Genomic DNA, 23,768 nt, shown 5'->3' on the forward strand with positions numbered 1-23,768 from the left:
CGCCGAAGAACTCGACCGACTACTGTCAGACCCGTCCACATTCGTTGCAGCGACCGCCTGAATTCAGGCGCACTTCTGCCTAGTGGGCGCAGAGTCAGCGCAACTCTCGCACGGCACCGGTCAGGTAGGGGTAGCCCTTGGCGACGTTTCGCAGCGCCAGATCCCAACCGCCGTCGACCTTCTCGACGTACAGGCCGGGGCTGGCCGGCAGCAGCATCGGCTTACCGAACCGCACCGAGTAGTCCACCGCGTCCGGAAGCGCACCTTCGATGTTGGCCAGAACCGCTGCCGCGGAGAACATCCCGTGCGCGATAGCGGTCGGGAAACCGAACAGCTTGGCGCCGATCGAGCTGGTGTGGATCGGATTGTGGTCGCCGCCGGCCGACGCGTAGCGCCGGATCTGGCCGGGGGTGACCCGCAGCACCGCGCTCGGCGGGCCCAGCTTGGGCTGCTTGGCCGGCGGCGGCTTGGGCTCGTCGGACAGGCTGGTGCGCTGCTGATGCAGGAACGTCGTCACCTGATGCCAGGCCGGGTCGTTGCCGATGTTGATGTCGGTGACGATGTCGACCAGCAGGCCCTTGCGGTGTTCCCGCAGGTTCTCGGCGTGCACGGTCACGTCGACGGTGTCGGTGACCGCGATCGGCCGATACCGGGTGATCCGGTTCTCGGTGTGCACCGAACCCATTGCGGCGAAAGGGAAGTCGAACCCGGTCGCCAGCGCCATCACGGTGGGAAACGTCAGCGCGAACGGATACGTCAGCGGTACCTGATCGCCGAAGCGCAGCCCGGTGACCTCCGCGTAGGCGGCGACATGGCCGGGGTCGATGGCCAGCTCGTCGACCCGCAGCGTCCGGTCCGGCAGGGTTTCGGTGCGCGGAATGAACGGCAGCGCCCCGGCGACCGCCCGCAACATGTTCCTCATGCCACTCGGTTGCGTCATGCTGCTCAGGCCCCCAACATGGCCTGGCCGCAGACCCGGATGGTGTTGCCGGTCACCGCGTTCGACGCCGGGCTGGCGAAGTAGGCGATCAACTCCGCGACGTCGACGGGCTGGCCGCCCTGGAACAGGGAGTTGAGCCGGCGGCCGACCTCGCGGGTGGCCAGCGGGATCGCGGCGGTCATCTCGGTTTCGATGAATCCGGGCGCGACGGCGTTGATGGTGATGCCCTTTTTGGCCAGCTCCGGCGCGAGCGCGTCGGTCAGGCCGATCATGCCGGCCTTGGTGGCCGCGTAGTTGGTCTGGCCGCGGTTTCCGGCGATCCCGGCCATCGACGACAGGCCGATCACCCGGCCGCCCTTGCCGATGCTGCTATTGGCAACCAGCCCTTCGGTAAGACGTTGCGGCGCCAGCAGATTGACCGCCAGGACCGCGTTCCACCGGGCGTCGTCCATGTTGGCCAGCAACTTGTCGCGGGTGATGCCGGCGTTGTTGACCAACACGTCGGCCTTACCGCCGTAGTGCTCCTTGAGGTGCGCGGTGATCGCCTCGACCGCGTCGTCGGCGGTGACGTCCAGCGCCAGCGCGGTGCCACCCACCCGGGAGGCTGTCGCGTTGAGGGCCTCGGCGGCCGCCGGCACGTCGATAGCCACCACCTTGGCGCCGTCACGGGCGAACACCTCGGCGATGGTGGCGCCGATACCGCGCGCCGCGCCGGTGATGATCGCGACCTTGCCGTCCAGCGGCCGGTCCCAGTCTGCGGGTGCGGTCGCGTCGTCGGCACCCACGTAGAACACCTGTCCGTCGACGTAGGCCGAGCGGGCCGACAGGATGAATCGCAGCGTCGATTCGAGGCCGGTGGCGCCGGGCTTGGCGTCCGGTGACAGGTACACCAGCTGGATCGTGGCGCCGCGCTGCAGCTCCTTGCCCAGAGAACGGGTGAAGCCCTCCAGCGCGCGCTGAGCGATCCGCTCGTCGACGCTGCCGGCCTGATCCGGGGTGGTGCCGATGACCACGAGCCGGCCGCAGCGGCCGACGTTGCGCAGCAGCGGGGTGAAGAACTCGTGCAGCTCGGTCAGCCCGGACGGCGAGGTGATACCGGTGGCGTCGAAGACCAGTCCGCCGAAGGAGTCGGCCCACCGGCCGCCCAGGTTGTCGCCGACCACCTGGTAGTCCTCGGCCAGGGCGGCGCGCAGCGGTTCGGCCACCCGGCCCGAACCGCCGATCAGCAGCGGTCCGGCCAGCGGCGGCTCACCAGCCCGGTAGCGGCGCAGGTTCTCGGCCTGCGGAACGCCGAGCTGCTTGGACAGGAACGATCCGGGGGCGGAGTTGATGATCTGGGACAACAGGTCCGAGGGGACTTTGGGGGCCACTGAGCTGCCTTCCGTCTGGGGACGTGCCTGGTGCAGGCCACGGTGTCGACAACGAACTTACTCCAGAGTAAGAATACTGGGTAGTATCACCCCGACCGTCCCCGGCAACCGGGGCACCCACCACCAGACGGAGAGATCGTGGCAACTGCAGCTGCAGCTAAAACCGCCAAGGAGCCGGCCGGCGCACGACGCCGAGTCGCCGTCCTCGGGGGCAACCGGATTCCGTTCGCGCGCTCTGACGGCGCGTACGCGAGTGCGTCCAACCAAGACATGTTCACCGCGGCATTGGGCGGCCTGGTCGACCGGTTCGGCCTGGCCGGCGAGAAGCTGGATGCGGTGATCGGTGGGGCGGTGCTCAAGCACAGCCGTGACTTCAACCTGATCCGGGAGTCGGTGCTGGGTTCGGCACTGTCGCCCTACACCCAGGCGTTCGACCTGCAGCAGGCCTGCGGCACCGGGCTGCAGGCGGCGATCTGCGCGGCGGACGGTATCGCCGCCGGCCGCTACGAGGTGGCCGCCGCGGGCGGAGTGGACACCACCTCCGACGCGCCGCTGGCGATCGGCAACGAGCTGCGCCGCACGCTGCTCGCGCTGCGCCGGTCCAAGTCCAACGTGGCGCGGCTGAAGCTGGTCGGCAAACTGCCCGCCGCGCTGGGCGTGGAGATCCCGGCCAACAAGGAGACGCGGACCGGCCTGTCGATGGGCGAGCACCAGGCCATCACCACCAAGCAGATGGGGATCAAGCGGGTCGACCAGGACGAGCTGGCCGCCGCCAGTCACCGCAACATGGCTGCCGCCTACGACCGGGGCTTCTTCGACGACCTGGTCACGCCGTTCCAGGGGCTCTATCGCGACGACAACCTGCGGCCCCAGTCCAGCCCGGAGAAGCTGGCCACGCTCAAGCCGGTCTTCGGCGCCAAGGCCGGTGACGCCACCATGACCGCGGGCAATTCCACGCCGCTGACCGACGGCGCTTCGGTGGCGCTGTTGGCCAGCGAGGAGTGGGCGGCGGCGCACAAGCTCACCCCGTTGGCCTACTTCGTCGACGCCGAGACCGCCGCGGTCGACTACGTCAATGGCGCCGACGGCCTGCTGATGGCCCCGACCTACGCCGTGCCGCGGCTGTTGGCCCGCAACGGGCTGACCCTGCAGGATTTTGATTTCTACGAGATCCACGAGGCGTTCGCGTCGACGGTGCTGTGCCACCTGCAGGCGTGGGAGTCCGAGGACTACTGCAAGGAGCGGCTGGGGCTGGATTCGGCGCTGGGCGCCATCGACCGGTCCAAGCTCAACGTCAACGGCTCGTCACTGGCGGCCGGACACCCGTTCGCGGCCACCGGCGGCCGGATCGTGGCGCAGGCCGCCAAGCAGATCGCCGAGGCGAAGGCTGGTAAGAAAGGTGCCGCGAAGAACAAGCCGGTGCGCGCGCTGATCTCGATCTGCGCCGCCGGAGGTCAGGGCGTGGCCGCCATCCTGGAGGGGTAGCGCGCGGCGACGTTTCGTGCCCGACGCCGCCGGGTAGTCCAGACAACGGTTTGCTCCGCGTGGCCGTTTGCCCCCGGCGGCACCGCGGGGCAGCCTGCTTCCGGCCCGCCGCTGAACTGAGGGGATTCAGCGGCGGGCCGTTCGGCAACCTAGTTGCGGCGGGTTGATTCGGCGGTCCCAGCTTCGCCTCTCCTCCGTCGAGCCTCGCTGAACCGCCGGCTCCGGGCGGCGCTGATCGCCCGGTCCCACAGCAGCAGCGTGGTGGCCTTCAATTGGGCCGGCTTCGCCAGATCCCTGGCCATCAGCGCGGTGGCCGCCGCCTTGGTCTTCACCGACGCCTTGGACATGTGGCCGGAGTCGAACGGCGGCTGCGGGTCGTATTCCATCGACAATTGGATGGCCTTGGCGCGGCTCTCACCGCCGATTCGCCCGGCCAGCCACAACCCGAGGTCGATACCGGCCGACACGCCCGCGCAGGTGACGATGTCGCCCTCATGCACGATGCGCTCATCGCCGACCGGGGTGGCGCCGAACGTCTTGAGCGCCGCCAGCGCCATCCAGTGCGAGGTGGCCCGCTTGCCGGTGAGCAGCCCGGCCGCGGCCAGCACGACCGATCCCGAGCACACCGACGCCGTCCAGGTCGCCGCCTGGTGGGCGCGCCGCACCCAGTCGAGCAGCCTCTCGTCGCGGGCATGCTCCAGGGTTGTCATCCCGCCCGGCACCAGAATCACATCCGGAGAAGGAGTTTCGTCGAACGAGTGGGTTGCGCCGACGACCAGTACGCCGGAGTCGGCGGTGATCGGCCCGGGCTCATGCCACACGAAGCGGACCTGCGTATCCGGCAGCCAGCGCAACACCTCATAGGGTCCGATGAAGTCCAGCGCGGTGAAACCGGGGTACAGCACGATGGCGATCTGCATGGGTATTCCTCTCAGGCGAACGTCTTGCGGTAATGGTCGGGTGAGATGCCGAGCCGGCGAATGAAGGTGCGCCGTAAGGTTTCCGCGGTGCCGAACCCGCAGCGTCCGGCGATCGCCACGACGGTGTCGTCGGTCTCCTCGAGCTGTCGGCGCGCGGCTTCGGTGCGCACCTGCTCCACGTAGACGCCTGGTGCAACTCCGACCTCGTCGGTGAACACCCGGGTGAAGTGCCGCGGACTCATCGCGGCCCGGGCCGCCAGTTCGGGAATCCGGTGCGGGCCACCGGGTTCGGACTCGATGAGTTCCTGCACGTCGCGGATCGGAGCGCGACGGGCTCGCGGCAGCCAGGCCGGAGTGGCGAACTGGGACTGTCCACCGGGCCGGCGCAGATACAGCACCAGCCAGCGCGCCGTCGTCTGCGCCACCTCGGTGCCGTGGTCTTCCTCGACCAGCGCCAGGGCCAGATCGATACCGGCGGTGACGCCGGCTGCGGTCCAGACCGACTCCGAACTGCGCATGAAGATGGGTTCGGGATCGACGGTAATGTTGGGGAACTCGCTCGCCAGTGCCTCGGCGAACGCCCAATGCGTCGTCGCGCGGTGGCCGTCGAGCAGACCGGCCTGGGCCGCCAGGAACGCGCCGGTGCAGACGCTGACCACGCGTCGCGCGTGGACCGACGCGCTGCGGACCCAGTCGACGACCTCCGGGTCGGACCGCGCCGCGTCGACGCCGATGCCGCCGGGCAGCAGCAGAGTGTCGACGGACTCGTTCGGTTCGGGCAGTGGGCCGGCGGCCAGGGCCACTCCGCTGCCGGCGGTGATCGGTTCGCCGCCGACGCTGGCCACCGCAACGTCGTAGCCGTCCGCACCGCGCCCCTGACCGAGCAGTACGAGTGACGCCGTGGCGAACACCTCCGCCGGCCCGAACACATCCAAGGCCTGGATGCCGGGATAGCCGAGGATGAGGACCTTGCGTGTCACGCCATCAGTGTCGGCCGTCCGACCCGGTGGCGTCTACGCCATACATCCCACAAATCAGGACACGCCCCCAAGCGCGAGCAGACAGAGAATCGCCCAATCTGGCGCGAGATCATGGGATTCTCTGTCTGCTCGCCGGCCTGGCCCGCCAATGCAACAGGCCCCCAGAGGATCACCCCGGGGGCCTGCGCAGTCTGTGCGCAGCGTTCAGAACGCCGCCTTTAGAACGCCGCTTCGTCGAGCTCCATGATCTCGTTGTCGATCCCGTCGATCACCGAGCGGGTGCTGGTCAGCAGCGGCAGGAAGTTCTTGGTGAAGAACGAGGCCACCGCGATCTTGCCCTCGTAGAAGGACCGGTCGGGGCCCTCAGCACCGGCATCGAGCTTCTCCACGGCCACCGCGGCCTGGCGGGTCAGCAGCCAGCCGATCATCAGGTCGCCGACGCTCATCAGGAAGCGCACCGAACCCAGGCCCACCTTGTAGATGCTGGAGATGTCCTCCTGCGCGGCCATCAGGTAGCCGGTCAGCGTCGCCGCCATGCCCTGCACGTCGGCCAGTGCGGTGGCCAGCAGGGCGCGCTCCGCCTTCAACCGGCCGTTGCCGGTTTCGTTGGAGATGAACGACTCGATCTCCCCGGCGACGTGGGCCAGCGCGGCACCCTTGTCGCGAATGATCTTGCGGAAGAAGAAGTCCTGCGCCTGAATCGCCGTGGTGCCCTCGTAGAGCGAGTCGATCTTGGCGTCACGGATGTACTGCTCGATCGGGTAGTCCTGCAGGAAGCCCGAGCCGCCGAGGGTCTGCAGGCTCTCGGTGAGCTTGGCGTAGGCCTGCTCGGAGCCGACACCCTTGACGATCGGCAGCATCAGGTCGTTGATCCGCACCGCCAGGTCGGCGTCCACCCCGTGCAGAGCCTCGGCCACCGCGGCGTCCTGGTAGGTGGCGGTGTAGATGTACAGCGCCCGCAGTCCTTCGGCGTAAGCCTTCTGGGTCATCAGCGACCGACGGACGTCCGGGTGGTGGGTGATGGTCACCCGCGGCGCGGTCTTGTCGGTCATCTGGGTCAGGTCGGCGCCCTGCACCCGCTCCTTGGCGTACTCGAGTGCGTTGAGGTAGCCGGTGGACAGCGTGGCGATGGCCTTGGTGCCGACCATCATCCGGGCCTGCTCGATCACGTCGAACATCTGGGCGATGCCGTTGTGCACCTCGCCGACCAGCCAGCCCTTGGCCGGCACCCCGTGCTGGCCGAAGGTGAGCTCACAGGTGGCCGAGACCTTCAGGCCCATCTTGTGCTCGACGTTGGTGACGAACACGCCGTTGCGCTCACCGAGTTCGCCGGTTTCGAAGTCGAACAAGAACTTCGGCACGAAGAACAGCGACAGGCCCTTGGTGCCCGGCTTGGCGCCCTCGGGGCGGGCCAGCACCAGGTGGAAGATGTTCTCGAACAGGTCATCGGAGTCAGCGGAGGTGATGAACCGCTTCACACCGTCGATGTGCCAGGAGCCGTCATCCTGCTGGACAGCCTTGGTACGGCCGGCGCCGACATCCGAACCGGCGTCGGGCTCGGTGAGCACCATGGTGGAGCCCCAGCCGCGCTCGGCGGCGATGATGGCCCACTTCTTCTGCTCTTCGGTGGCGACGTGGTAGAAGATGTTGGCGAACCCGGCCCCGCCGGCGTACATCCACACCGCCGGATTGGCGCCCAGGATGTGCTCGTGCAGCGCCCACATCAGCGCCTTGGGCATCGGCATGCCGCCGAGCTCGTCGGCGATGCCGACCCGGTCCCAGCCGCCCTCCAGGGTCGCCCGCACCGACTTCTTGAAGGACTCGGGCAGGGTCACCGAGTGGGTGGCCGGGTCGAACACCGGCGGGTTGCGGTCGCCGTCGACGAATGAGTCAGCAATGGGCCCCTCGGCCAGCCGGACCATCTCGCCCAGCATCTCTTGAGCTGTGTCGACGTCCAGGTCGGCGTATTCGCCCTGGCCGAAGGCCTGGTCCAGGCCGAACACCTCGAACAGGTTGAATACCTGGTCACGGACATTGCTCTTGTAGTGGCTCACTACTTCCTCCTCATGGAATGCCACTTGTGGTTGGGTACTCAGGATTAAGTTACCCACCAGTAACGTGCCCTGAAATATACTCCGTGGGGGCCATAGTGCAAGCTGGTGTGAGCTATGTCCCCGTCTGGCTGACCAACCGGTTGGTCTCACCCGGGTTGAGCCGCGGGGCCGCAGCCGCTCCATCAGCGCCGTAGCGCGGCGGGTAGGGTTTTCAGCGACCAGACCAGACGAGCCGAATGAGTCCCCGGTGAATCCCCAGATGAGTTCCGCGAGCAATCTGACCTCGCTGACCCCGGCGTCGCTGAGAGAAGCCTTTGGGCACTTCCCGTCCGGGGTGGTGGCCGTCGCCGCCGAGGTCGATGGTGTCCGGGTCGGCCTGGCGGCCAGCACCTTCGTGCCGGTCTCGCTGGAGCCGCCCCTGGTGTCGTTCTGCGTGCAGAACACCTCGACGACGTGGCCGAAGCTCAAGGACGCGCCCCGGTTGGGCATCAGCGTGCTGGGCGAGGCTCACGACGTGGCGGCGCGCACCTTGGCCGCCAAGACCGGTGACCGGTTCGCCGGGCTGGAGACGGTGACCAACGACGGGGCGGTGTTCATCAAGGGCACCGGGGTGTGGCTGGGCAGCGCAATCGAGCAGTTGGTGCCCGCCGGTGACCACACCATTGTGGTGCTGCGGGTCTGCGAGTTGACGGTTGACGCCGAGATCACACCGATCGTCTTTCACCGCAGCGGCTTTCGCCGGCTCGGGGGTTAGGCGCGCTTCACCGCGGCCGCGCCGAAGGTGCGATGACCACCGCAGATGTGTTGCGATGGGCGGATGGCGCCCCCCAACAGTGACCCCCGGCAGCTGAGGTTCACGGCCGAGACGCTGGTGGCCGAGGCCGCGGCATTCGTACGGCGGCGGCGTGCAGAGGTGTTCGGCGCGGATGCCGCCGACTCAGCCCCGGATCTGGTCCAGACCAAAAGCAGCCCGACCGATCCGGTGACCGTCGTCGACACCGAGACCGAGCGCTTCATCCGAGATCGGTTGACACAGCTGCGCCCCGGCGATGCGGTGCTGGGCGAGGAGGGTGGCGGTTCCGGCGATGGCTCCGAGCCCGGCGCCGTCACCTGGGTCGTCGACCCGATCGACGGCACCGTCAACTTCATGTACGACGTCCCGGCTTATGCCGTGTCGGTGGCGGCCACGGTCGGCGGGGTGTCGGTCGCCGGCGCGGTTGCCGACGTCGTCGGTGAGCGGATCTACTCTGCCGGAGCCGGGCGGGGTGCGCAGGTCAGCGACCGGCAGGGCACGACTGCGCTGCGCTGCGCTGAGGTCGCCGAGCTGTCAGTGGCCCTGCTGGGCACCGGGTTCGGCTATTCGCCGCGGCGCCGGGCCGCCCAGGCGGCGTTGCTGGCCAGGCTGTTGCCGACGGTGCGCGACGTGCGCCGGATCGGTTCGGCGGCACTGGATCTGTGCATGGTTGCCGCCGGCCGGCTGGACGCCTACTACGAGCACGGGATCAAGCCGTGGGATTACGCGGCGGGGTCGCTGATCGCGGCCGAGGCGGGCGCGCGGGTGATGCTGCCCGGACCGGCGATCGACAGCGGCGAGGTGATCATCGCGGCGGCGCCGGGTATCGCCGACGAACTCATTGCAACGCTGCAGCGAGAGGGCGGTTTGGCGCCGATTCCGCAGTAGTCGTATCGCCCAGGCGGAATTGTGAGCGGCCTCACTTCGCGGCCGATTTATTGCATATCACCTGTTGACCGCCGTTCGGCCGCGTCGGTAGAACGGGACGTGCGGAAGCGCTGACGCTTTTCGCGGCCGCACTGGCGCGGCAATCCCCGGATAGGCGTAAACCGTTGCAAGCAGCGGGTTTACCGGCTGATCGAAATGTAACCAGTGATGGCAACGTAACGGAATGTGTAGGTCGAAAAGATGACGATTTCACTCGAGCTGGAATCCACCGCGGATAATTCGAATCCGATTCCTCATATCCCACTCAATGACCAGGTGGCCATGCCCGTGCTGGGCCTCGGGGTCGCCAAACTGTCCGACGAGCAGACCGAAGCCTCGGTGCTGGCCGCCCTGGAAAGCGGCTGCCGGCTGATCGACACCGCCGCCTCCTACGGCAACGAAGCCGTGGTGGGACGGGCGATCGAGGCGTCCGGGGTGCCGCGTTCAGAGCTGTTCGTCAGCACCAAGCTGGGCACGTCCAACCAGGGTTACACCGCCGCCAAGCAGGCCTGCCAACGCAGCCTGGAGCAGCTCGGCCTGGACTACATCGACATGTACCTGATCCACTGGCCGGCGCCGCAGCTGGGCAGGTACGTGGAGAGTTTCGAAGCCATGGTCGAGGCCCGTGACGACGGTCTGGTGCAGTCGATCGGGGTCTGCAACTTCACCGAGGAGCACCTGGCCGAGGTCATCGAGGAGACCGGGGTGACCCCGGCGATCAACCAGATCGAACTCCATCCCCGGCTGAGCCAGGTGGAGCTCCGCGACGTCAACGCCGACCGTGACATCGTCACGCAGTCCTACAGTCCGTTGGGTGTGGGGCGGCTGCTCGACGACCCGGCGGTGACGACGCTGGCGGCCGCCCACGACCGTACGCCGGCGCAGATCCTGATCCGGTGGAATCTGCAGTGCGGCAACGCGGTCATCTCCCGGTCCGGAAATCCGGAGCGGGTGGCGGCGAACCTCGACGTGTTTGACTTCGAGCTCTCCGAGGCCGACATGGCGGTCCTGGACGGGCTGCACGACGGCACCCGGGTGCTGCACGACCCGATGACGTTCCTGGGGACCTAGTTTCTTTAGGGGTCAGTCGCCCTTGCGGCGGAAGATCTTTCGACCGAGCCAGACGACCGGGTCATAGCGATCCCCGGCCACCCGCTCCTTCATCGGGATGATGCCGTTGTCGGTGATCGTGATGTGTTCCGGGCAGACGTCGGTGCAGCACTTGGTGATGTTGCACAACCCCAGACCGGCGTCGTCCTGAGCGAAGTCGCGCCGGTCGGCGGTGTCCAGCGGGTGCATCTCCAGCTCTGCCAGCCGGATGAACATCCGCGGCCCGGAGAACTGCGGCTTGTTCTCCTCGTGGTCCCGGATGACGTGGCAGACGTTCTGGCACAGGAAGCATTCGATGCACTTGCGGAACTCCTGGGAGCGCTCCACGTCGACCTGCTGCATCCGGTACTCGCCGGGCTTGAGATCCGCCGGGGGCCTGAACGCCGGCAGCTCGCGGGCCTTCTGGTAGTTGAACGAGACGTCGGTGACCAGGTCGCGCACCACCGGGAACGTCCGCACCGGGGTCACCGTGATGGTCTCGTCCGGTTCGAACATCGACATCCGCGTCATGCACAGCAGCCGCGGGAATCCGTTGATCTCCGCCGAACACGAGCCGCACTTGCCGGCCTTGCAGTTCCAGCGCACCGCCAGGTCGGGGGTCTGGGTCGCCTGCAGCCGGTGGATGACGTCGAGCACCACCTCGCCCTCGTTCACCTCGACCTCGAAGTCCTGCAGCTCGCCGCCGTCGTCGTCACCGCGCCAGACCCGCAGGTGGGCGTTGTGTGCCATTACGCTCTCCGTCCCGGATGTTGGGCCAGCTCTTCGTCGGTGTAGTACTTCTCCAGTTCGGAGATCTCGAACAGCTCCAGCAGGTCCTCGCGCATCCCGGGCTGGGGCTCGGGCGTGATGGTGATGTCGGAAATGGCCTGTCGGCTGTCCGTTTCCGTGGCCCGGCACACCAGCAGGGTTTTGCGCCAGTTGGAGTCCATGCCCGGGTGGTCGTCGCGGGTGTGGCCGCCGCGGCTCTCGGTGCGCTGCAGCGCGGCCTTGGCCACACACTCGCTGACCAGCAGCATGTTGCGCAGGTCGACGGCCAGGTTCCAGCCCGGGTTGTAGTGCCGGCCGCCGTCGACGCCGACGCGGGCGAAGCGGGCCTTGAACTCCTCGATCCGGACCAGGGCCTGCTCCAGCTCGCCGGCGTTGCGGATGATGCCGACCAGGTCGTTCATCGACTGCTGCAGCTCGGCGTGCAGCGTGTAGGGGTTCTCCCCGGCGCCGCCGCGTTCTAACGGCGCCAACGCCAGCTTCGCCGCGGCGTCCAGTGCCGTCGGCGTCACCGCGGGCCGAGCGTCCAGACCCTGCACGTATTGCGCGGCACCCAGGCCGGCGCGGCGGCCGAAAACCAGCAGGTCCGACAGGGAGTTGCCGCCCAGCCGGTTGGAGCCGTGCATCCCGCCGGAGCACTCACCGGCGGCGAACAACCCGGGGACCATCGAGGCGGCGGTGTCCGGGTCGACCTCGATGCCGCCCATCACGTAGTGGCAGGTGGGGCCGACTTCCATTGCGTCCTTGGTGATGTCGACCTCGGCGAGCTGCATGAACTGGTGGTACATCGAGGGCAGCCGGCGTTTGATCTCCTCCGCCGTCAGCCGCGAGGCGATGTCGAGGAACACACCGCCGTGCGGCGAACCCCGCCCGGCCTTGACTTCGGAGTTGATGGCGCGGGCCACCTCGTCGCGGGGCAGCAGGTCCGGGGTGCGGCGCGCCGAGTCGTTGTCCTTGAGCCACTGGTCGGCCTCTTGCTCGGTCTCGGCGTACTGGCCCTTGAACACCGGCGGGATGTAGTCGAACATGAACCGGGTCCCGTCGGAATTCTTGAGCACCCCGCCGTCGCCGCGCACGCCCTCGGTGACCAGAATTCCCTTCACGCTGGGCGGCCACACCATCCCGGTCGGGTGGAACTGGACGAACTCCATGTTGATCAGCGTGGCGCCGGCTCGCAGCGCCAGGGCATGCCCGTCGCCGGTGTACTCCCAGGAGTTGGACGTGACCTTGAACGACTTGCCGATGCCGCCGGTGGCCAGCACCACCGCCGGCGTCTCGAACAGCACGAAGTTGCCGCTTTCGCGCCAGTAGCCGAACGCACCCGAAATAGCACCGCTGGCTTCGTCTTTGAGTAGTTCGGTGATGGTGCACTCGTGGAAGATCTTGATCCTGGCCTCGTAGTCGCCGAACTCGGCGTAGTCGTCCTGCTGCAGCGAGACCACCTTCTGCTGCATGGTGCGGATCAACTCCAGGCCGGTGCGGTCGCCGACGTGGGCCAGCCGTGGGTAGGTGTGACCACCGAAGTTGCGCTGGCTGATCTTTCCGTCTTTGGTGCGGTCGAACAGTGCGCCGTAGGTTTCCAATTCCCAGACCCGCTCGGGTGCTTCCCGGGCGTGCAGTTCGGCCATCCGCCAGTTGTTGAGGAACTTCCCGCCACGCATGGTGTCGCGGAAGTGCACCTGCCAGTTGTCTTTGGCGTTGGCGTTGCCCATCGACGCGGCGCAACCGCCCTCGGCCATCACCGTGTGCGCCTTGCCGAACAGTGACTTACACACCACCGCGACGCTCAGGCCCTGCTCACGGGCTTCGATCACCGCGCGCAGGCCAGCGCCGCCGGCACCGATCACGACCACGTCGTAAGAGTGCCGTTCGACTTCAACCATGAATCCTCACTCGTCTATGCGTTGATACTTCGAAAAGGCCGGTCAGCCAATGAATCGCAGGTCACTGATGGTGCCGCTGGCGACCAGCATGATGTAGAAATCGGTCAGCATCAATGTGCCCAGGGTGATCCAGGCGAACTGCTTGTGCTTCACGTTGATCTTGCTGATCTGAGACCACATCCAGTACCGCACCGGGTGTTTGGAGAAGTGCTTGAGTCGCCCGCCGAACACGTGCCGGCACGAATGGCAGGACAGGCTGTAGGCCCACAGCATGATGACGTTGCCGACCAGAATCAGGTTGCCCAGCCCGAATCCGAAGCCGCCCGGACCGTCCTCGGAGTGGAACGCCTTGATCGCGTCGATGGTGTTGATGATCGCGATGGCGCCGGCGATGTAGAAGAAGTACCGGTGGGTGTTCTGGATGATCAGCGGGAACCGGGTCTCACCGGTGTAGCCGGCCCGTGGCTCGGGAACCGCGCACGCCGTCGGCGACTGCCACACCGTCCGGTAGTAGGCGCCGCGGTAGTAATAGCAGGTCAGCCGGAACAGCAACAGGAACGGCAGGGACACCGCCGCGTACGGCAGCCACCACACATCGGGAAGGAACCGCGGCCAGAACTCGCTGGCCTCGGCGATGCAGCCCTGGTTCACGCACGGTGAGTAGAACGGCGTCAGGTAGTGGTACTTCTCGACGAAGTAGTGATTCTGCTGGAATCCGCGCGCCGTCGCGTAGATGAGAAAAGCGGCGAAGCCCAAGTCGATCCGCAGCGGAGACATCCACCAGCGGTCGGTGCGCAGGGTGCGATTCGCGATCTGGGCGCGAGTCGCCGAGAAGACGCCGGTGCCGGGACGGTTCACGGCGGGTGCGCTCATCTGGTGGGGTTCCCTTCGGCTCTAGTTCGTCGCAGGGCGCCCCTTATCGAGCAAGCAGCACCCGGTTGGGTTCAGTACCTGCCCTGGCCGCCGACGCCCTCGTCGTCGACGTCACGCCAGAATTCGCTGTCGTACTCGGTGTCGGGGATCACGATCTTCTCCTGGGCGCGCTCGGCGGCCCAGCGTTCCAGGTCGAGTTCGCCGGCATCGGACTCGAGGAGTTGGACGTCGGTGAGGATGCGCTCGGCGTCCATCTCGATGCGGCGCATTCCGGGGATGTCGCCGAACCGGGTCTTGATACCCAGCACGCAGCGCCGCAGGTCCCCAATCAGGGTGTGCAGTTCGGCGAGTTCGGTTGTGCTCGACACCAGACCTCCTCGGGTGGTACGGCTCACAGTACGTTCACCCGATGCTAGTCATATCGGGAACGGAACGTGAGACAGATCACGTTGTGCCCTAGTCGGGTTGGACAGCGAAAACCCCCGCACAAGGGGGTGTGCGGGGGTTTTCGGGCCTTGCCCGGTGGGGCCTACCTGGTGATGGCGATCTGTTGCGGCTGGGTGCCCGCGTAGACGCCGGCCACCCGAACCGTCAGCACGCCGGCGTCGTAGGACGCCGACACCGCGTCACCGGTCACGTGCGCCGGCACCGCGAACGAGCGGTGGAAGGCGCCGTAACGCACTTCGCGCAGTGTGCGGTTGGTCTCGGCGTCGGTCTCGGCGTGCTCATCGCGGCGTTCGCCCCGAACGACCAGGCGCCCGCCGTCGAGTTCGACCGTCACGTCCTTGTCGACGTCGATGCCGGGGAGCTCCAGGCGGACCACCGCGTCGTCGCCGTCCTTGGTGATCTCGGCGGCGGGGCGAAATCCGCTCGGCGACGGCGTGGGTGTGCGCCAGTCGCCGGCGGTGGCCGGGCCAAAGAAGTCGCGTACCCAGCGGTCGGTGTCGAACGGGCCCTTGAACGGTTGCGGCCACAGGGTCAGTGTGCTCATCGGTGCCTCCTCAAGGCTTGCTGCGTGCCGGTCGGGTACCGGTCCGTCACCGGGTAGAACTTGAGTCGACCACGCTAAAGTTCCATGTTCACCCTCGGTGAACGCCCGCACAGTTTCGAGCTCCCGGTGAACGGCCTCACACCGGCGTGAGCACACCGTCACACGCTTGTAACGCTTGGCGATATTCCCGCAATATCGGGTTTCTAACGTCTTTTCCATGGCCCAGATCGAAACGCCCCGCGCCGTCCGCGAGATCGTCGTGGTCGGACACGGCATGGTGGGCCACCGCTTCGTGGAGGCCCTGCGCAGCAGGTCCGACAGTGCAAGCTGGCGGATCACGGTGCTCGCCGAAGAATCCGACCCCGCCTACGACCGGGTCGGGCTGACTTCCTACACCGACAGCTGGGACCGCTCCAGGCTGGCGCTGCCGGGCAATGACTACGCCGGCGACGAACACGTGCGCCTGATGCTCAGCACCCGGGTCGACAAACTGGACCTGGACAACAAGACGGTGCTCGCGGCGGACGGGCAGCACTTCGAGTACGACACCTTGGTGCTGGCCACCGGGTCGCGCGCCTTCGTTCCCCCGGTCCCCGGCCACGACCTGCCCGGTTGCCACGTCTACCGGACCCTGGACGACCTGGACGGGATCCGGGCCGACATCGAGTGCATGCTGGAAGCCGGCCACACCCGCGCCGGAGTGGTGATCGGCGGCGGGCTGCTCGGTCTGGAAGCCGCGAACGCGCTTCGCGGATCCGGGATCGAGCCGCACATCGTCGAGATGGCGCCCCGCCTGATGCCGCAGCAGCTCGACGACGCCGGCGGCGTACTGCTCAGCCGGATGATCTCCGACCTGGGCATCTCGGTGCACGTCGGAGTCGGCACCGAGTCGATCGAGCAGCTCACCCACCAGTACGGCTCGCCGACCCTGCGGGTGAAACTCTCCGACGGCACCATGATCGAGGCCGGGCTGGTGATCTTCGCCGCCGGGGTGCGCCCGCGCGACGAGCTGGCCCGCGATGCCGGCCTGGCGATCGCCGAGCGCGGCGGTGTGCTGACCGATCTGTGCTGCAAGACCAGCGATTCCGACGTGTACGCGATCGGCGAGGTCGCCGCCATCGAAGGTGTCTGCTACGGGCTGGTCGGACCCGGTTACACCAGCGCCGAGGTGGTCGCCGACCGACTGCTGGAGGGCGCCGCGGAGTTCGGTGAGGCCGACATGTCCACCAAGCTCAAGCTGCTCGGTGTCGACGTGGCCAGCTTCGGTGACGCCATGGGAGCGACCGAGAACTCGCTGTCGGTCGTGGTCAACGACCCGGTGAAGCGGACCTACGCCAAACTGGTGCTCTCCGACGACGCCAAGACCCTGCTCGGGGGCATTCTCGTCGGCGACGCCTCCTCCTACGGCGTGCTGCGCCCGATGGTCGGGGCCGAGCTGCCCGGCGATCCGCTGGACCTGCTCGCCCCGGGCAGTGGCGGCGGCGGCAAGACCTCGCTCGGGATCAGTGCGCTGCCCGGAGCGGCGCAGATCTGTTCCTGCAACAACGTCACCAAGACGCAACTGTGCGATGCGATCGCCGGCGGCTGCCACGACGTGCAGGCGCTCAAGAGCTGCACCAAGGCCGGCACCTCGTGCGGGTCCTGCATCCCGCTGCTCAAAGAGTTGCTGGTCGCCGAGGGCGTGGAGCAGTCGAAAGCGTTGTGCGAGCACTTCACCCAGTCGCGCGCGGAGCTCTTCCAGATCGTCCAGGTCACCGGGATCCGCACCTTCTCCGAACTGCTGGACCGGTTCGGCACGGGGCACGGCTGCGATATCTGCAAACCGACCGTCGCCTCCATCCTGGCGTCCACCGGATCCGAGCACATCCTGGAGGGCGAGCAGGCCGCCCTGCAGGACTCCAACGACCACTTCCTGGCCAACATTCAGCGCAACGGCAGCTACTCGGTGGTTCCGCGGGTTCCCGGCGGCGAGATCAAACCCGAGCACCTGATCCTGATCGGCCAGATCGCCCAGGAGTTCGGTCTCTACACCAAGATCACCGGTGGGCAGCGGATCGACATGTTCGGCGCGCGGGTGGATCAACTGCCGGACATCTGGCGCAAGCTGGTCGATGCCGGCATGGAATCCGGTCAGGCATACGGCAAGTCACTGCGCACCGTGAAGAGCTGCGTGGGCAGTGACTGGTGCCGCTACGGGCAGCAGGACTCCGTGAAGATGGCGATCGACTTGGAGCTGCGCTACCGGGGCCTGCGTGCGCCGCACAAGATCAAGATGGGCGTCTCGGGCTGCGCTCGGGAGTGCGCCGAGGCCCGCTCCAAGGATGTCGGTGTGATCGCCACCGAGATCGGCTGGAACCTCTACGTCGGCGGCAACGGTGGCATGTCGCCCAAGCACGCCCAACTGCTGGCCAGCGACCTCGACACCGAGACCGTGTTCCGCTACATCGACCGGTTCCTGATGTTCTACATCCGCACCGCCGATCGGCTGCAGCGCACCGCACCGTGGATGGAGTCGATCGAGGGTGGCCTCGACCACATCCGCGCCGTCGTCTGCGAGGACTCCCTCGGGCTGGCCGAGGAGTTCGAATCGGAGATGGCCCGCCACGTCGACAACTACACCGACGAATGGAAGGGCGTGCTCGACGACCCGGAGAAGCTGTCGCGCTTCGTGTCGTTCGTCAACGCCCCCGACGCCGAAGACCCCACCGTCGCGTTCACCGTGCGCGACGGTCGCAAAGTCCCACTACCCGTTCCGGTACTGCGCTCAACTGAGGAGGAATCATGATCACCGCCAACAACATTGAGTTTTGGACCACCGCCTGCCGTTACGACCAGCTGATCCCCGGTCTTGGTGTGGGTGTGCTGCTCGACAACGGCAAGCAGGCGGCGCTGTTCCGGCTTGACGACGGTTCGGTGCACGCGGTGTGCAATGTCGACCCGTTCTTCCGGGCGGCTGTGCTGTCCCGGGGCATCGTCGGTGACCGTGGCGGCCGGCTGTCGGTCATCTCACCGCTGAAGAAGCAGGCCTTCGCGTTCGACGACGGCAGCTGCCTGGACGACCCCCGGGTCAAGGTGCGGGTGTACCCCACCCGGGTCACCGCGGACGGTTACGTGCAGGTCGGCCGGATCGGCGGCGACGTCAGCCGGGCTGTCGCCTAGCCTGGTTCGCCTGACCCGATGGCGGCGGCCCGCTGCGCCCGGCTCCGCCGCGCTTGCGACCGCCTGACCCGATGGCGGCGGCCCGCTGCGCCCGGCTCCGCCGCGCTTGCGACCGCCGCTAGCCGGTTGCCTGGTCCACCGCCAGCCGGTAGCCCCGTTTGACGACGGTGGCGATGATGTTCTTGTCGCCCAGCGTCGTTCGCAGTCGCAGCACCGCGGTTTCCACCGCGTGGGTGCTGTTCCCGTTGCCCGGCAGGGCCTCGAGCAGGGCATCGCGAGAGACGACCTTGCCGGGCTGGTGGGCCAGCGCCCGCAAGGTGGCCATCCCGGCCGGCGACACCGGCTTGGCCACCCCGTCGACTATCACGCAACTGCTGCGGACCTCGATCCGGTGGCCGGCGGCGTACACGGTGTGCGTGCGCAGCCGAGGTAGTTCATCGATGATGTGACGAGCCAACGCCCCCAACCGCATTCGCCGCGGCGACGAGGTGGGGATGCCCAGAAGCGTCAGCGGCCGCGCGGTCACCGGACCTACGCACATGGCGTGCACGTCGGAGCGCAGCGCCTCAAGGAGTGCATCGGAGATGCCGAGTTCGCCGGCGCGCGTCAGTGTCGCCATCACGGCGGCCGCCGAGGTGAAGCTGACGGCGTCGAATTGTCGCTGGGCGATCTGAGTGGTCAGCTGGTCGAATTCCCCGCCCGGTGGAACTGTTCGCCACCGGTAGATCCGGATGGGCAGCACGTCGGCGCCCGCATCCCGAAACTGGTCGAGCAATTCGGGCACCGGATCCCAATCGCCGGTGGCACCGTGCAGCTGTACCGCCATGCGGCGGCCGGCGACACTGGATTTCAGATAACCGATCATGGCGGCCGACGACTCGGATTCCGGCGACCACTCCTCGGGCAGTCCGGCGGCACGCAACGCGCCCACCGCCTTCGGCCCACGCGCCACGATCCGGGCGCCGCTCAAGGCGGCGATCAGCTCGTCGGCCAGGCCCCACGCCTCGGCGGCGCCTATCCAGCCGCGGAATCCGATGGCGGTCGTCACAACCAGGATGTCGGGCGGATCTGAGATCAATGCCTGGGTACTGCGGTGCAACTCGTCGTCGTCGGTCAAGTCGACCTTGGCGATCGCGGGCGCGGCGCTGACGGTGGCGCCGTGGCGCCGCAGCAGGGTGCAAAGCTCGTCTGCGCGGCGCGCCGACGTCACCGCAATGCGGTAACCGCTTAGCGACCCGGCCACCTTAGGCCGGCGCCAAGGCCGCCCCGGCCGGCTGCGGGGTGAGGAGCGGACGACGCACGTACCGCATCCAGGTCAACCCTGCCGCGCCGACGTAGCCCACCAGGAATATCCAGAATGCCGCAGTGGCTGAGTCATTGGCCATATACGACTGGCGCAGCGCCAGGTTGATGGCCACGCCACCCAACGCGCCGATGGCGCCGGCGAGCCCGATCAGTGCCCCGGACATGGCCCGTGCCCAATTCCGGCGGTCGCTTTCGCGCATACCCAGGGTGTGGCTGCGGGCCTCGAAGACCGACGGGATCATCTTGTAGACCGAGCCGTTGCCGATGCCGGACACGATGAACAGCGCGACGAAGCCGATCACGTAGCCCACCATGATGGCCCCGGTGGCGGGACCGCTGCGACTGCTGTCGAGAGTGCTGACCGCCACCAGCAGACCGGAGGCCGCGAAGAGTCCGCCGAAGGCGGCCAACGTGACCCGGCCACCGTCGATCCGGTCAGCCAGCCGGCCACCGACAATTCGGGAGATCGACCCCAACAGCGGTCCCAAGAAGGCGATCTGAGCTGCGTGCAGCGACGCCTGCGCGGGGGTCTGGCCGCCGCCGACGAAACTTATCTGCAGCACCTGGCCGAAGGCGAACGAGAACCCGATGAAGGATCCGAAGGTGCCGATGTAAAGCAGCGCGACGATCCAGGTGTCGAGCTCGGGAAGGATCGAGCGCATAGCGCTCAGGTCGGCCTTCTGACCCTCGAGATTGTCCATGAACAGCGCCGCGCCGATTGCGGCGAAGGCGAGCATCACCAGGTAAATCGCGCATACCCAATACGGCTGGCGGTTGCCCGCCGTCGCCAACACCAGCAATCCGACCAGTTGGATCAGCGGGACGCCGAGGTTGCCACCGCCGGCATTGACCGCCAGTGCCCAGCCCTTGAGCCGGAGCGGGTAGAAGGCGTTCACGTTGGTCATGGAGGCGGCGAAGTTACCGCCACCGAGGCCGGTCAGCAGCGCGCACACCAGATACGGCCACAGCGGCAGACCCGGATGGGCCAGCAGCACCATGATCGCCACGGTCGGGATCAACAGGACCACCGCGGAGAACATCGTCCAGTTCCGGCCGCCGAATGCCGCGGTGGCCAGCGAGTACGGGATGCGCAGCACGCCGCCGGCGAGAGTGGCGGTGGCCGCGAGGAGGAACTTGTCACCGGCGGAGAAGCCGTACACCGCTTCCGGCATGAACAGCACCATCACGGACCAGATCGACCAGATCGAGAAGCCGAGGTGTTCGGCGATCGTCGACCAGATCAGGTTGCGCCGCGCGACCTTGTCGTTACCGGCCTCCCAGGCGACGGTGTCTTCGGGGTCCCAATTGGTGATTGCGTGTGAACGAGCCATGTGGTCACGGTAGGAATGTTTCGTTACCGCAATGCTGCAGCTGATGACTCGCCCGTGAACTTCTCCTCACGGGCCGGCCCTGGAGATGTGAGACGCAGGGTGACGAATCGCCTGGTCCGGCCGAATTTCAGTGACGGCGCCCACAATAACGTCGAAATGCGGCGGTGGGTTCACACTGGGTCCCGATAATCGGACGTCCTTATGGTGGACGAAGAGCCACCACGGTGGTCGAGGGTCTGCGAATGCGTGAACGACTCGACGACGCTACTAATTGTCGCCAAAAAGCATCGACGGCAATGGAATCCGCGTTTGTGCGGTGATGAACCGATCGGCGACGATTCGTGCCATACCGGGGTGTGTACCCAGCGGTTCGGTCACCAGGTCCGCTCCGGCCTCCCGCAGTCGCCGCTGAAACAGGCCGTCTGCCAGCAGGTAAGAGGCGATCACCACCCGGGAGGTGCCCCGGCTACGCAAGGAGGCGACCATTTCGGGAACAGTGGGGTCGCCGATGGCGGCGAACGCCACGTCGACACGCGAGCCGAGCAGCCCGGACAGCATCTCCGCGGCCTGGTTCAGATCATTGCGTGCCACCGGGTCGGATGAGCCGGCTGCCGCGAGTATCACCGAGTCCCCGGTCCGCCAGCCGGATTCGGCCAGTCGCGCGGCGACCACCGCGGCGACCCGGAGGTCGGGTCCCAGGGCCGGAGTTATCGTGACGTCCGGGTGCCCGCTGGCGGCCACCTGTGTGGGTACATCGATACCGACGTGATAACCGCGGGCCAGAAAGGCCGGTACGACGATCGCCGGACGGCCGCTGGCTGTCTCCGCGGCAAGGATCTCCCCCGGGTTGGGGCCCAGCACGTCGACGAATGCCACCCGGACCGGCTGCCTCAGCAGGGTGCCGACCCGATCGGCGAGTTCGCCGATCATGACGACCCCCTCGGGTTGCCGGGTGCCGTGCGCGACCAGGATGGGGATCATGCCGCACCCTGGTGACTGTCGACCGCCAACCGGTATCCCCGTTTGATCACGGTGGCGACGATCTGACTGTCGCCCAGCGCCGTTCGCAGCCGAAGCACGGCGGAATCCACTGCGTGCATGCTCTTGTCACGCCCCGGCAGCGCCTGCAGCAACGTGTCCCTGGCGACCACGGTGCCCGGACGGTGCGCCAGGACGCGCAGGGCAGCCAGGCCGGCGGGAGAGACTGGCTTGACCATTCCGTCCACGAGGACCCGATTCTCCTCGATCTCGATAAGGTGGCCGGCGGCGATGACGGCGGTTCTCATGTATAAGATTTAGCCCCAGCCGATTTCGTCTGTGTTACCGACCGATTTCCGAACGGTTGCCCCATTTTCCCGACGATCGCGGCCGGCATTCGCGGGGGCCGGCGGACGTATCGCACCCAGGTCAATCCCGCGACGGCGCAATACGTCGCCAGGAAAGCCCAGAAGGCGGGTGTTTCGGTACCCGAGCCGGCGTAAGACTGCCGCAACGTCAGGTTGATGGCCACCCCGCCGAGTGCACCGACCGCGGTGGCGAACCCGATCAGTGCGCCCGAGTGTGAACGTGCCCAGTGCCGGCGCTCGGCTTCGCCGGCGTCCAGCGACCGGCTGCGGGCCTCGAAGATCGACGGGATCATCTTCAGCACCGATCCGTTACCCATCCCGGCCAGGATGAACAGCACCATGAATCCGGTGATGTAGAGCGCGACGGTGGTCGACGGCGCCGCGCCGGAACTGTGGTCGTCCATGGTGCTGGTGACGGCCAGAACCGCGGCGCCCAGGATCATCCCGAGGAAGACCGCGAAGGTGACTCGGCCGCCTCCGCGCCGGTCGGCCGCCCGGCCGCCGTAGATGCGAGACAAGGCGCCCAGCAGCGGCCCGAGGAAGGCGATTCGCGCGGTGTACAACGATGCCTCGGCGGGGCTGTGACCGGCCTCCTCGAAGGTGATGTTCAGGACCTGGGCGAACGCGAACGCGAACCCGATGAATGAACCGAAGGCCGCGCTGTACAGCAGCGAGATGACCCAGCTGTCCGGTATCGACAGGATCGAGCGGATGCCGCCCACCTCTTCCATGCCGTGGTCGAGGTTGTCCATCCGCAGGGCCGCACCGATGCCGACCAGGGCAAGCAGAATCAGGTAGATCGAGCAGACCAGTTCCGGCTTGGTGTTGCCGACGGTGGCCAGCACCAGTAGGCCGACCAGCTGGACGGCGGCCACTCCGAGGTTGCCGATACCGCCGCTCAGCCCCAGCGCGACGCCCTTGAGGCGCTGCGGGTAGAAGGCGTCGACGTTGGCCAGCGATGCCGCGTAGTTACCGCCGCCCAGGCCGGTCAGGGCGGCGCACACCAGGTACATCCAGAACGGCTGCCCGGGGTTGACCAGCAACAGCAGCGTGCCGACCGTCGGGATCAGCAGGATCAGCGACGAGAGCACCGCCCAGTCCCGCCCGCCGAATCTCGCGGTGGCCAGTACGTACGGCACTCGTACACACCCACCCACCAGGGTGGCGACGGCCGCCAGCAGCAGCTTGTCGCCGGAGCCGATGCCGTATACCGGCTCGGGCATGAACAGCACCACGACCGACCACAGTGACCAGGTGGAGAAGGCGACGTGCATGGTCGCCGTCGACCAGAACAGGTTCCGCCGGGCGATGGCGGCGTTTCCGGCCTCCCAGGCGGCGCCGTCCTCAGGGTCGAAGTTGCTGATGCGGCCGTTCGCCATGGGATCTCCTCGCGCTTTGAGCCACCGTCACGCGACCGGGCACGTGCCGGGTGGACGATCTGCGAAGCTACCGATCCGATCTGGCAAGTCGCGGTGCAGAACCTGCAAATGCCTTGGAACAGCGGCCCGGTGAGTGGGCGAAGTCACGTATCCGATT

The 23,768-nt window shown here is 67.3% G+C and carries 20 protein-coding genes and 1 pseudogene; 6 read left to right on the forward strand and 15 right to left on the reverse strand.

The window, feature by feature from the left end; translation table 11 throughout:
- Positions 1-94: 94 nt before the first annotated feature.
- Entirely contained in the window at positions 95-940 is an 846-nt protein-coding gene (locus AWC16_RS00260) for a MaoC/PaaZ C-terminal domain-containing protein (RefSeq protein WP_085262838.1), read from the reverse strand.
- 5 nt (positions 941-945) lie between these two features.
- Complete coding sequence (locus AWC16_RS00265; RefSeq protein ID WP_085262839.1) at positions 946-2,310, reverse strand: 3-oxoacyl-ACP reductase; 1,365 nt, start codon at positions 2,308-2,310, stop codon at positions 946-948.
- 138 nt (positions 2,311-2,448) lie between these two features.
- Between AWC16_RS00265 and AWC16_RS00270 the strand changes: the two genes are divergently transcribed.
- On the forward strand, positions 2,449-3,795 hold the full coding sequence (locus AWC16_RS00270; RefSeq protein ID WP_085262840.1) for an acetyl-CoA C-acetyltransferase: 1,347 nt from the start codon (positions 2,449-2,451) through the stop codon (positions 3,793-3,795).
- A gap of 149 nt (positions 3,796-3,944) precedes the next feature.
- Here AWC16_RS00270 and AWC16_RS00275 read toward each other — a convergent pair whose 3' ends face one another.
- From AWC16_RS00275 to AWC16_RS00285, 3 genes are all read right to left on the reverse strand, one after another.
- Entirely contained in the window at positions 3,945-4,715 is a 771-nt protein-coding gene (locus AWC16_RS00275; RefSeq protein WP_085262841.1) for a DJ-1/PfpI family protein, read from the reverse strand.
- A gap of 11 nt (positions 4,716-4,726) precedes the next feature.
- The gene (locus AWC16_RS00280) at positions 4,727-5,695 is read right to left on the reverse strand and encodes a GlxA family transcriptional regulator (protein ID WP_085262842.1); all 969 of its coding nucleotides are present in this window, start codon (positions 5,693-5,695) and stop codon (positions 4,727-4,729) included.
- Positions 5,696-5,913: 218 nt separating this feature from the next.
- Complete coding sequence (locus AWC16_RS00285) at positions 5,914-7,749, reverse strand: acyl-CoA dehydrogenase (protein ID WP_085262888.1); 1,836 nt, start codon at positions 7,747-7,749, stop codon at positions 5,914-5,916.
- A 259-nt stretch (positions 7,750-8,008) separates the two neighbouring features.
- On the opposite strand from AWC16_RS00285, the gene AWC16_RS00290 reads away from it, so the two are divergent.
- The 3 genes from AWC16_RS00290 (at position 8,009) to AWC16_RS00300 (ending at position 10,540) form a co-directional block, all read left to right on the forward strand.
- Positions 8,009-8,503, forward strand: coding sequence for a flavin reductase family protein (locus tag AWC16_RS00290; RefSeq protein WP_085262843.1), 495 nt, complete (start codon positions 8,009-8,011; stop codon positions 8,501-8,503).
- Between the two features lie 63 nt (positions 8,504-8,566).
- Positions 8,567-9,430 (forward strand): inositol monophosphatase family protein, encoded by an 864-nt coding sequence (locus tag AWC16_RS00295; protein WP_085262844.1) that lies wholly within the window; start codon positions 8,567-8,569, stop codon positions 9,428-9,430.
- Positions 9,431-9,670: 240 nt separating this feature from the next.
- The gene (locus AWC16_RS00300; protein WP_085262845.1) at positions 9,671-10,540 is read left to right on the forward strand and encodes an aldo/keto reductase; all 870 of its coding nucleotides are present in this window, start codon (positions 9,671-9,673) and stop codon (positions 10,538-10,540) included.
- Between the two features lie 12 nt (positions 10,541-10,552).
- Here the strand turns inward: AWC16_RS00300 and AWC16_RS00305 are convergent, their stop codons facing one another.
- The 5 genes from AWC16_RS00305 to AWC16_RS00325 form a co-directional block, all read right to left on the reverse strand.
- The gene (locus tag AWC16_RS00305; protein ID WP_085262846.1) at positions 10,553-11,308 is read right to left on the reverse strand and encodes a succinate dehydrogenase/fumarate reductase iron-sulfur subunit; all 756 of its coding nucleotides are present in this window, start codon (positions 11,306-11,308) and stop codon (positions 10,553-10,555) included.
- Positions 11,308-13,227, reverse strand: coding sequence for a fumarate reductase/succinate dehydrogenase flavoprotein subunit (locus tag AWC16_RS00310; RefSeq protein ID WP_085262847.1), 1,920 nt, complete (start codon positions 13,225-13,227; stop codon positions 11,308-11,310). The genes AWC16_RS00305 and AWC16_RS00310 overlap by 1 nt, the downstream gene beginning before the upstream one ends.
- A 42-nt stretch (positions 13,228-13,269) precedes the next feature.
- On the reverse strand, positions 13,270-14,100 hold the full coding sequence (locus tag AWC16_RS00315; protein ID WP_085262848.1) for a hypothetical protein: 831 nt from the start codon (positions 14,098-14,100) through the stop codon (positions 13,270-13,272).
- Between the two features lie 71 nt (positions 14,101-14,171).
- Positions 14,172-14,468 carry a hypothetical protein gene (locus tag AWC16_RS00320; RefSeq protein WP_085262849.1) on the reverse strand — a complete coding sequence of 99 codons (297 nt, stop codon included), beginning with the start codon at positions 14,466-14,468 and terminating at the stop codon, positions 14,172-14,174.
- A 161-nt stretch (positions 14,469-14,629) separates the two neighbouring features.
- Complete coding sequence (locus tag AWC16_RS00325; RefSeq protein ID WP_085262850.1) at positions 14,630-15,091, reverse strand: Hsp20/alpha crystallin family protein; 462 nt, start codon at positions 15,089-15,091, stop codon at positions 14,630-14,632.
- A 217-nt stretch (positions 15,092-15,308) separates the two neighbouring features.
- Here AWC16_RS00325 and nirB point away from each other — a divergent pair, with 217 nt between their 5' ends.
- Together nirB and nirD are read left to right on the forward strand one after the other, a co-directional pair.
- Positions 15,309-17,876 (forward strand): nitrite reductase large subunit NirB, encoded by a 2,568-nt coding sequence (gene nirB / locus AWC16_RS00330; RefSeq protein WP_085262851.1) that lies wholly within the window; start codon positions 15,309-15,311, stop codon positions 17,874-17,876.
- Positions 17,873-18,250, forward strand: a complete 378-nt coding sequence (gene nirD / locus AWC16_RS00335) for a nitrite reductase small subunit NirD (RefSeq protein ID WP_085262852.1) — start codon at positions 17,873-17,875, stop codon at positions 18,248-18,250. The genes nirB and nirD overlap by 4 nt, the downstream gene beginning before the upstream one ends.
- Positions 18,251-18,368: 118 nt before the next feature.
- Here nirD and AWC16_RS00340 read toward each other — a convergent pair whose 3' ends face one another.
- From AWC16_RS00340 to AWC16_RS00360, 5 genes and pseudogenes are all read right to left on the reverse strand, one after another.
- Positions 18,369-19,493: a uroporphyrinogen-III synthase gene (locus AWC16_RS00340; RefSeq protein WP_085262853.1), complete on the reverse strand. Its 1,125-nt coding sequence runs from the start codon at positions 19,491-19,493 to the stop codon at positions 18,369-18,371.
- A 1-nt stretch (position 19,494) separates the two neighbouring features.
- Positions 19,495-20,886: a nitrate/nitrite transporter gene (locus tag AWC16_RS00345; RefSeq protein WP_085262854.1), complete on the reverse strand. Its 1,392-nt coding sequence runs from the start codon at positions 20,884-20,886 to the stop codon at positions 19,495-19,497.
- A 267-nt stretch (positions 20,887-21,153) separates the two neighbouring features.
- Positions 21,154-21,867, reverse strand: coding sequence for a sirohydrochlorin chelatase (locus tag AWC16_RS00350; protein ID WP_085262855.1), 714 nt, complete (start codon positions 21,865-21,867; stop codon positions 21,154-21,156).
- A pseudogene (locus AWC16_RS00355) lies at positions 21,864-22,154 on the reverse strand (winged helix-turn-helix domain-containing protein); the annotation flags it as partial. The gene AWC16_RS00350 and the pseudogene AWC16_RS00355, both read right to left, overlap by 4 nt.
- 14 nt (positions 22,155-22,168) lie before the next feature.
- Positions 22,169-23,611, reverse strand: a complete 1,443-nt coding sequence (locus AWC16_RS00360; protein ID WP_085262857.1) for an MFS transporter — start codon at positions 23,609-23,611, stop codon at positions 22,169-22,171.
- Positions 23,612-23,768 lie beyond the last annotated feature (157 nt).

Origin of the sequence: Mycolicibacter longobardus, from assembly GCF_002102265.1 — a bacterium.
Lineage (GTDB): Bacteria > Actinomycetota > Actinomycetes > Mycobacteriales > Mycobacteriaceae > Mycobacterium > Mycobacterium longobardum.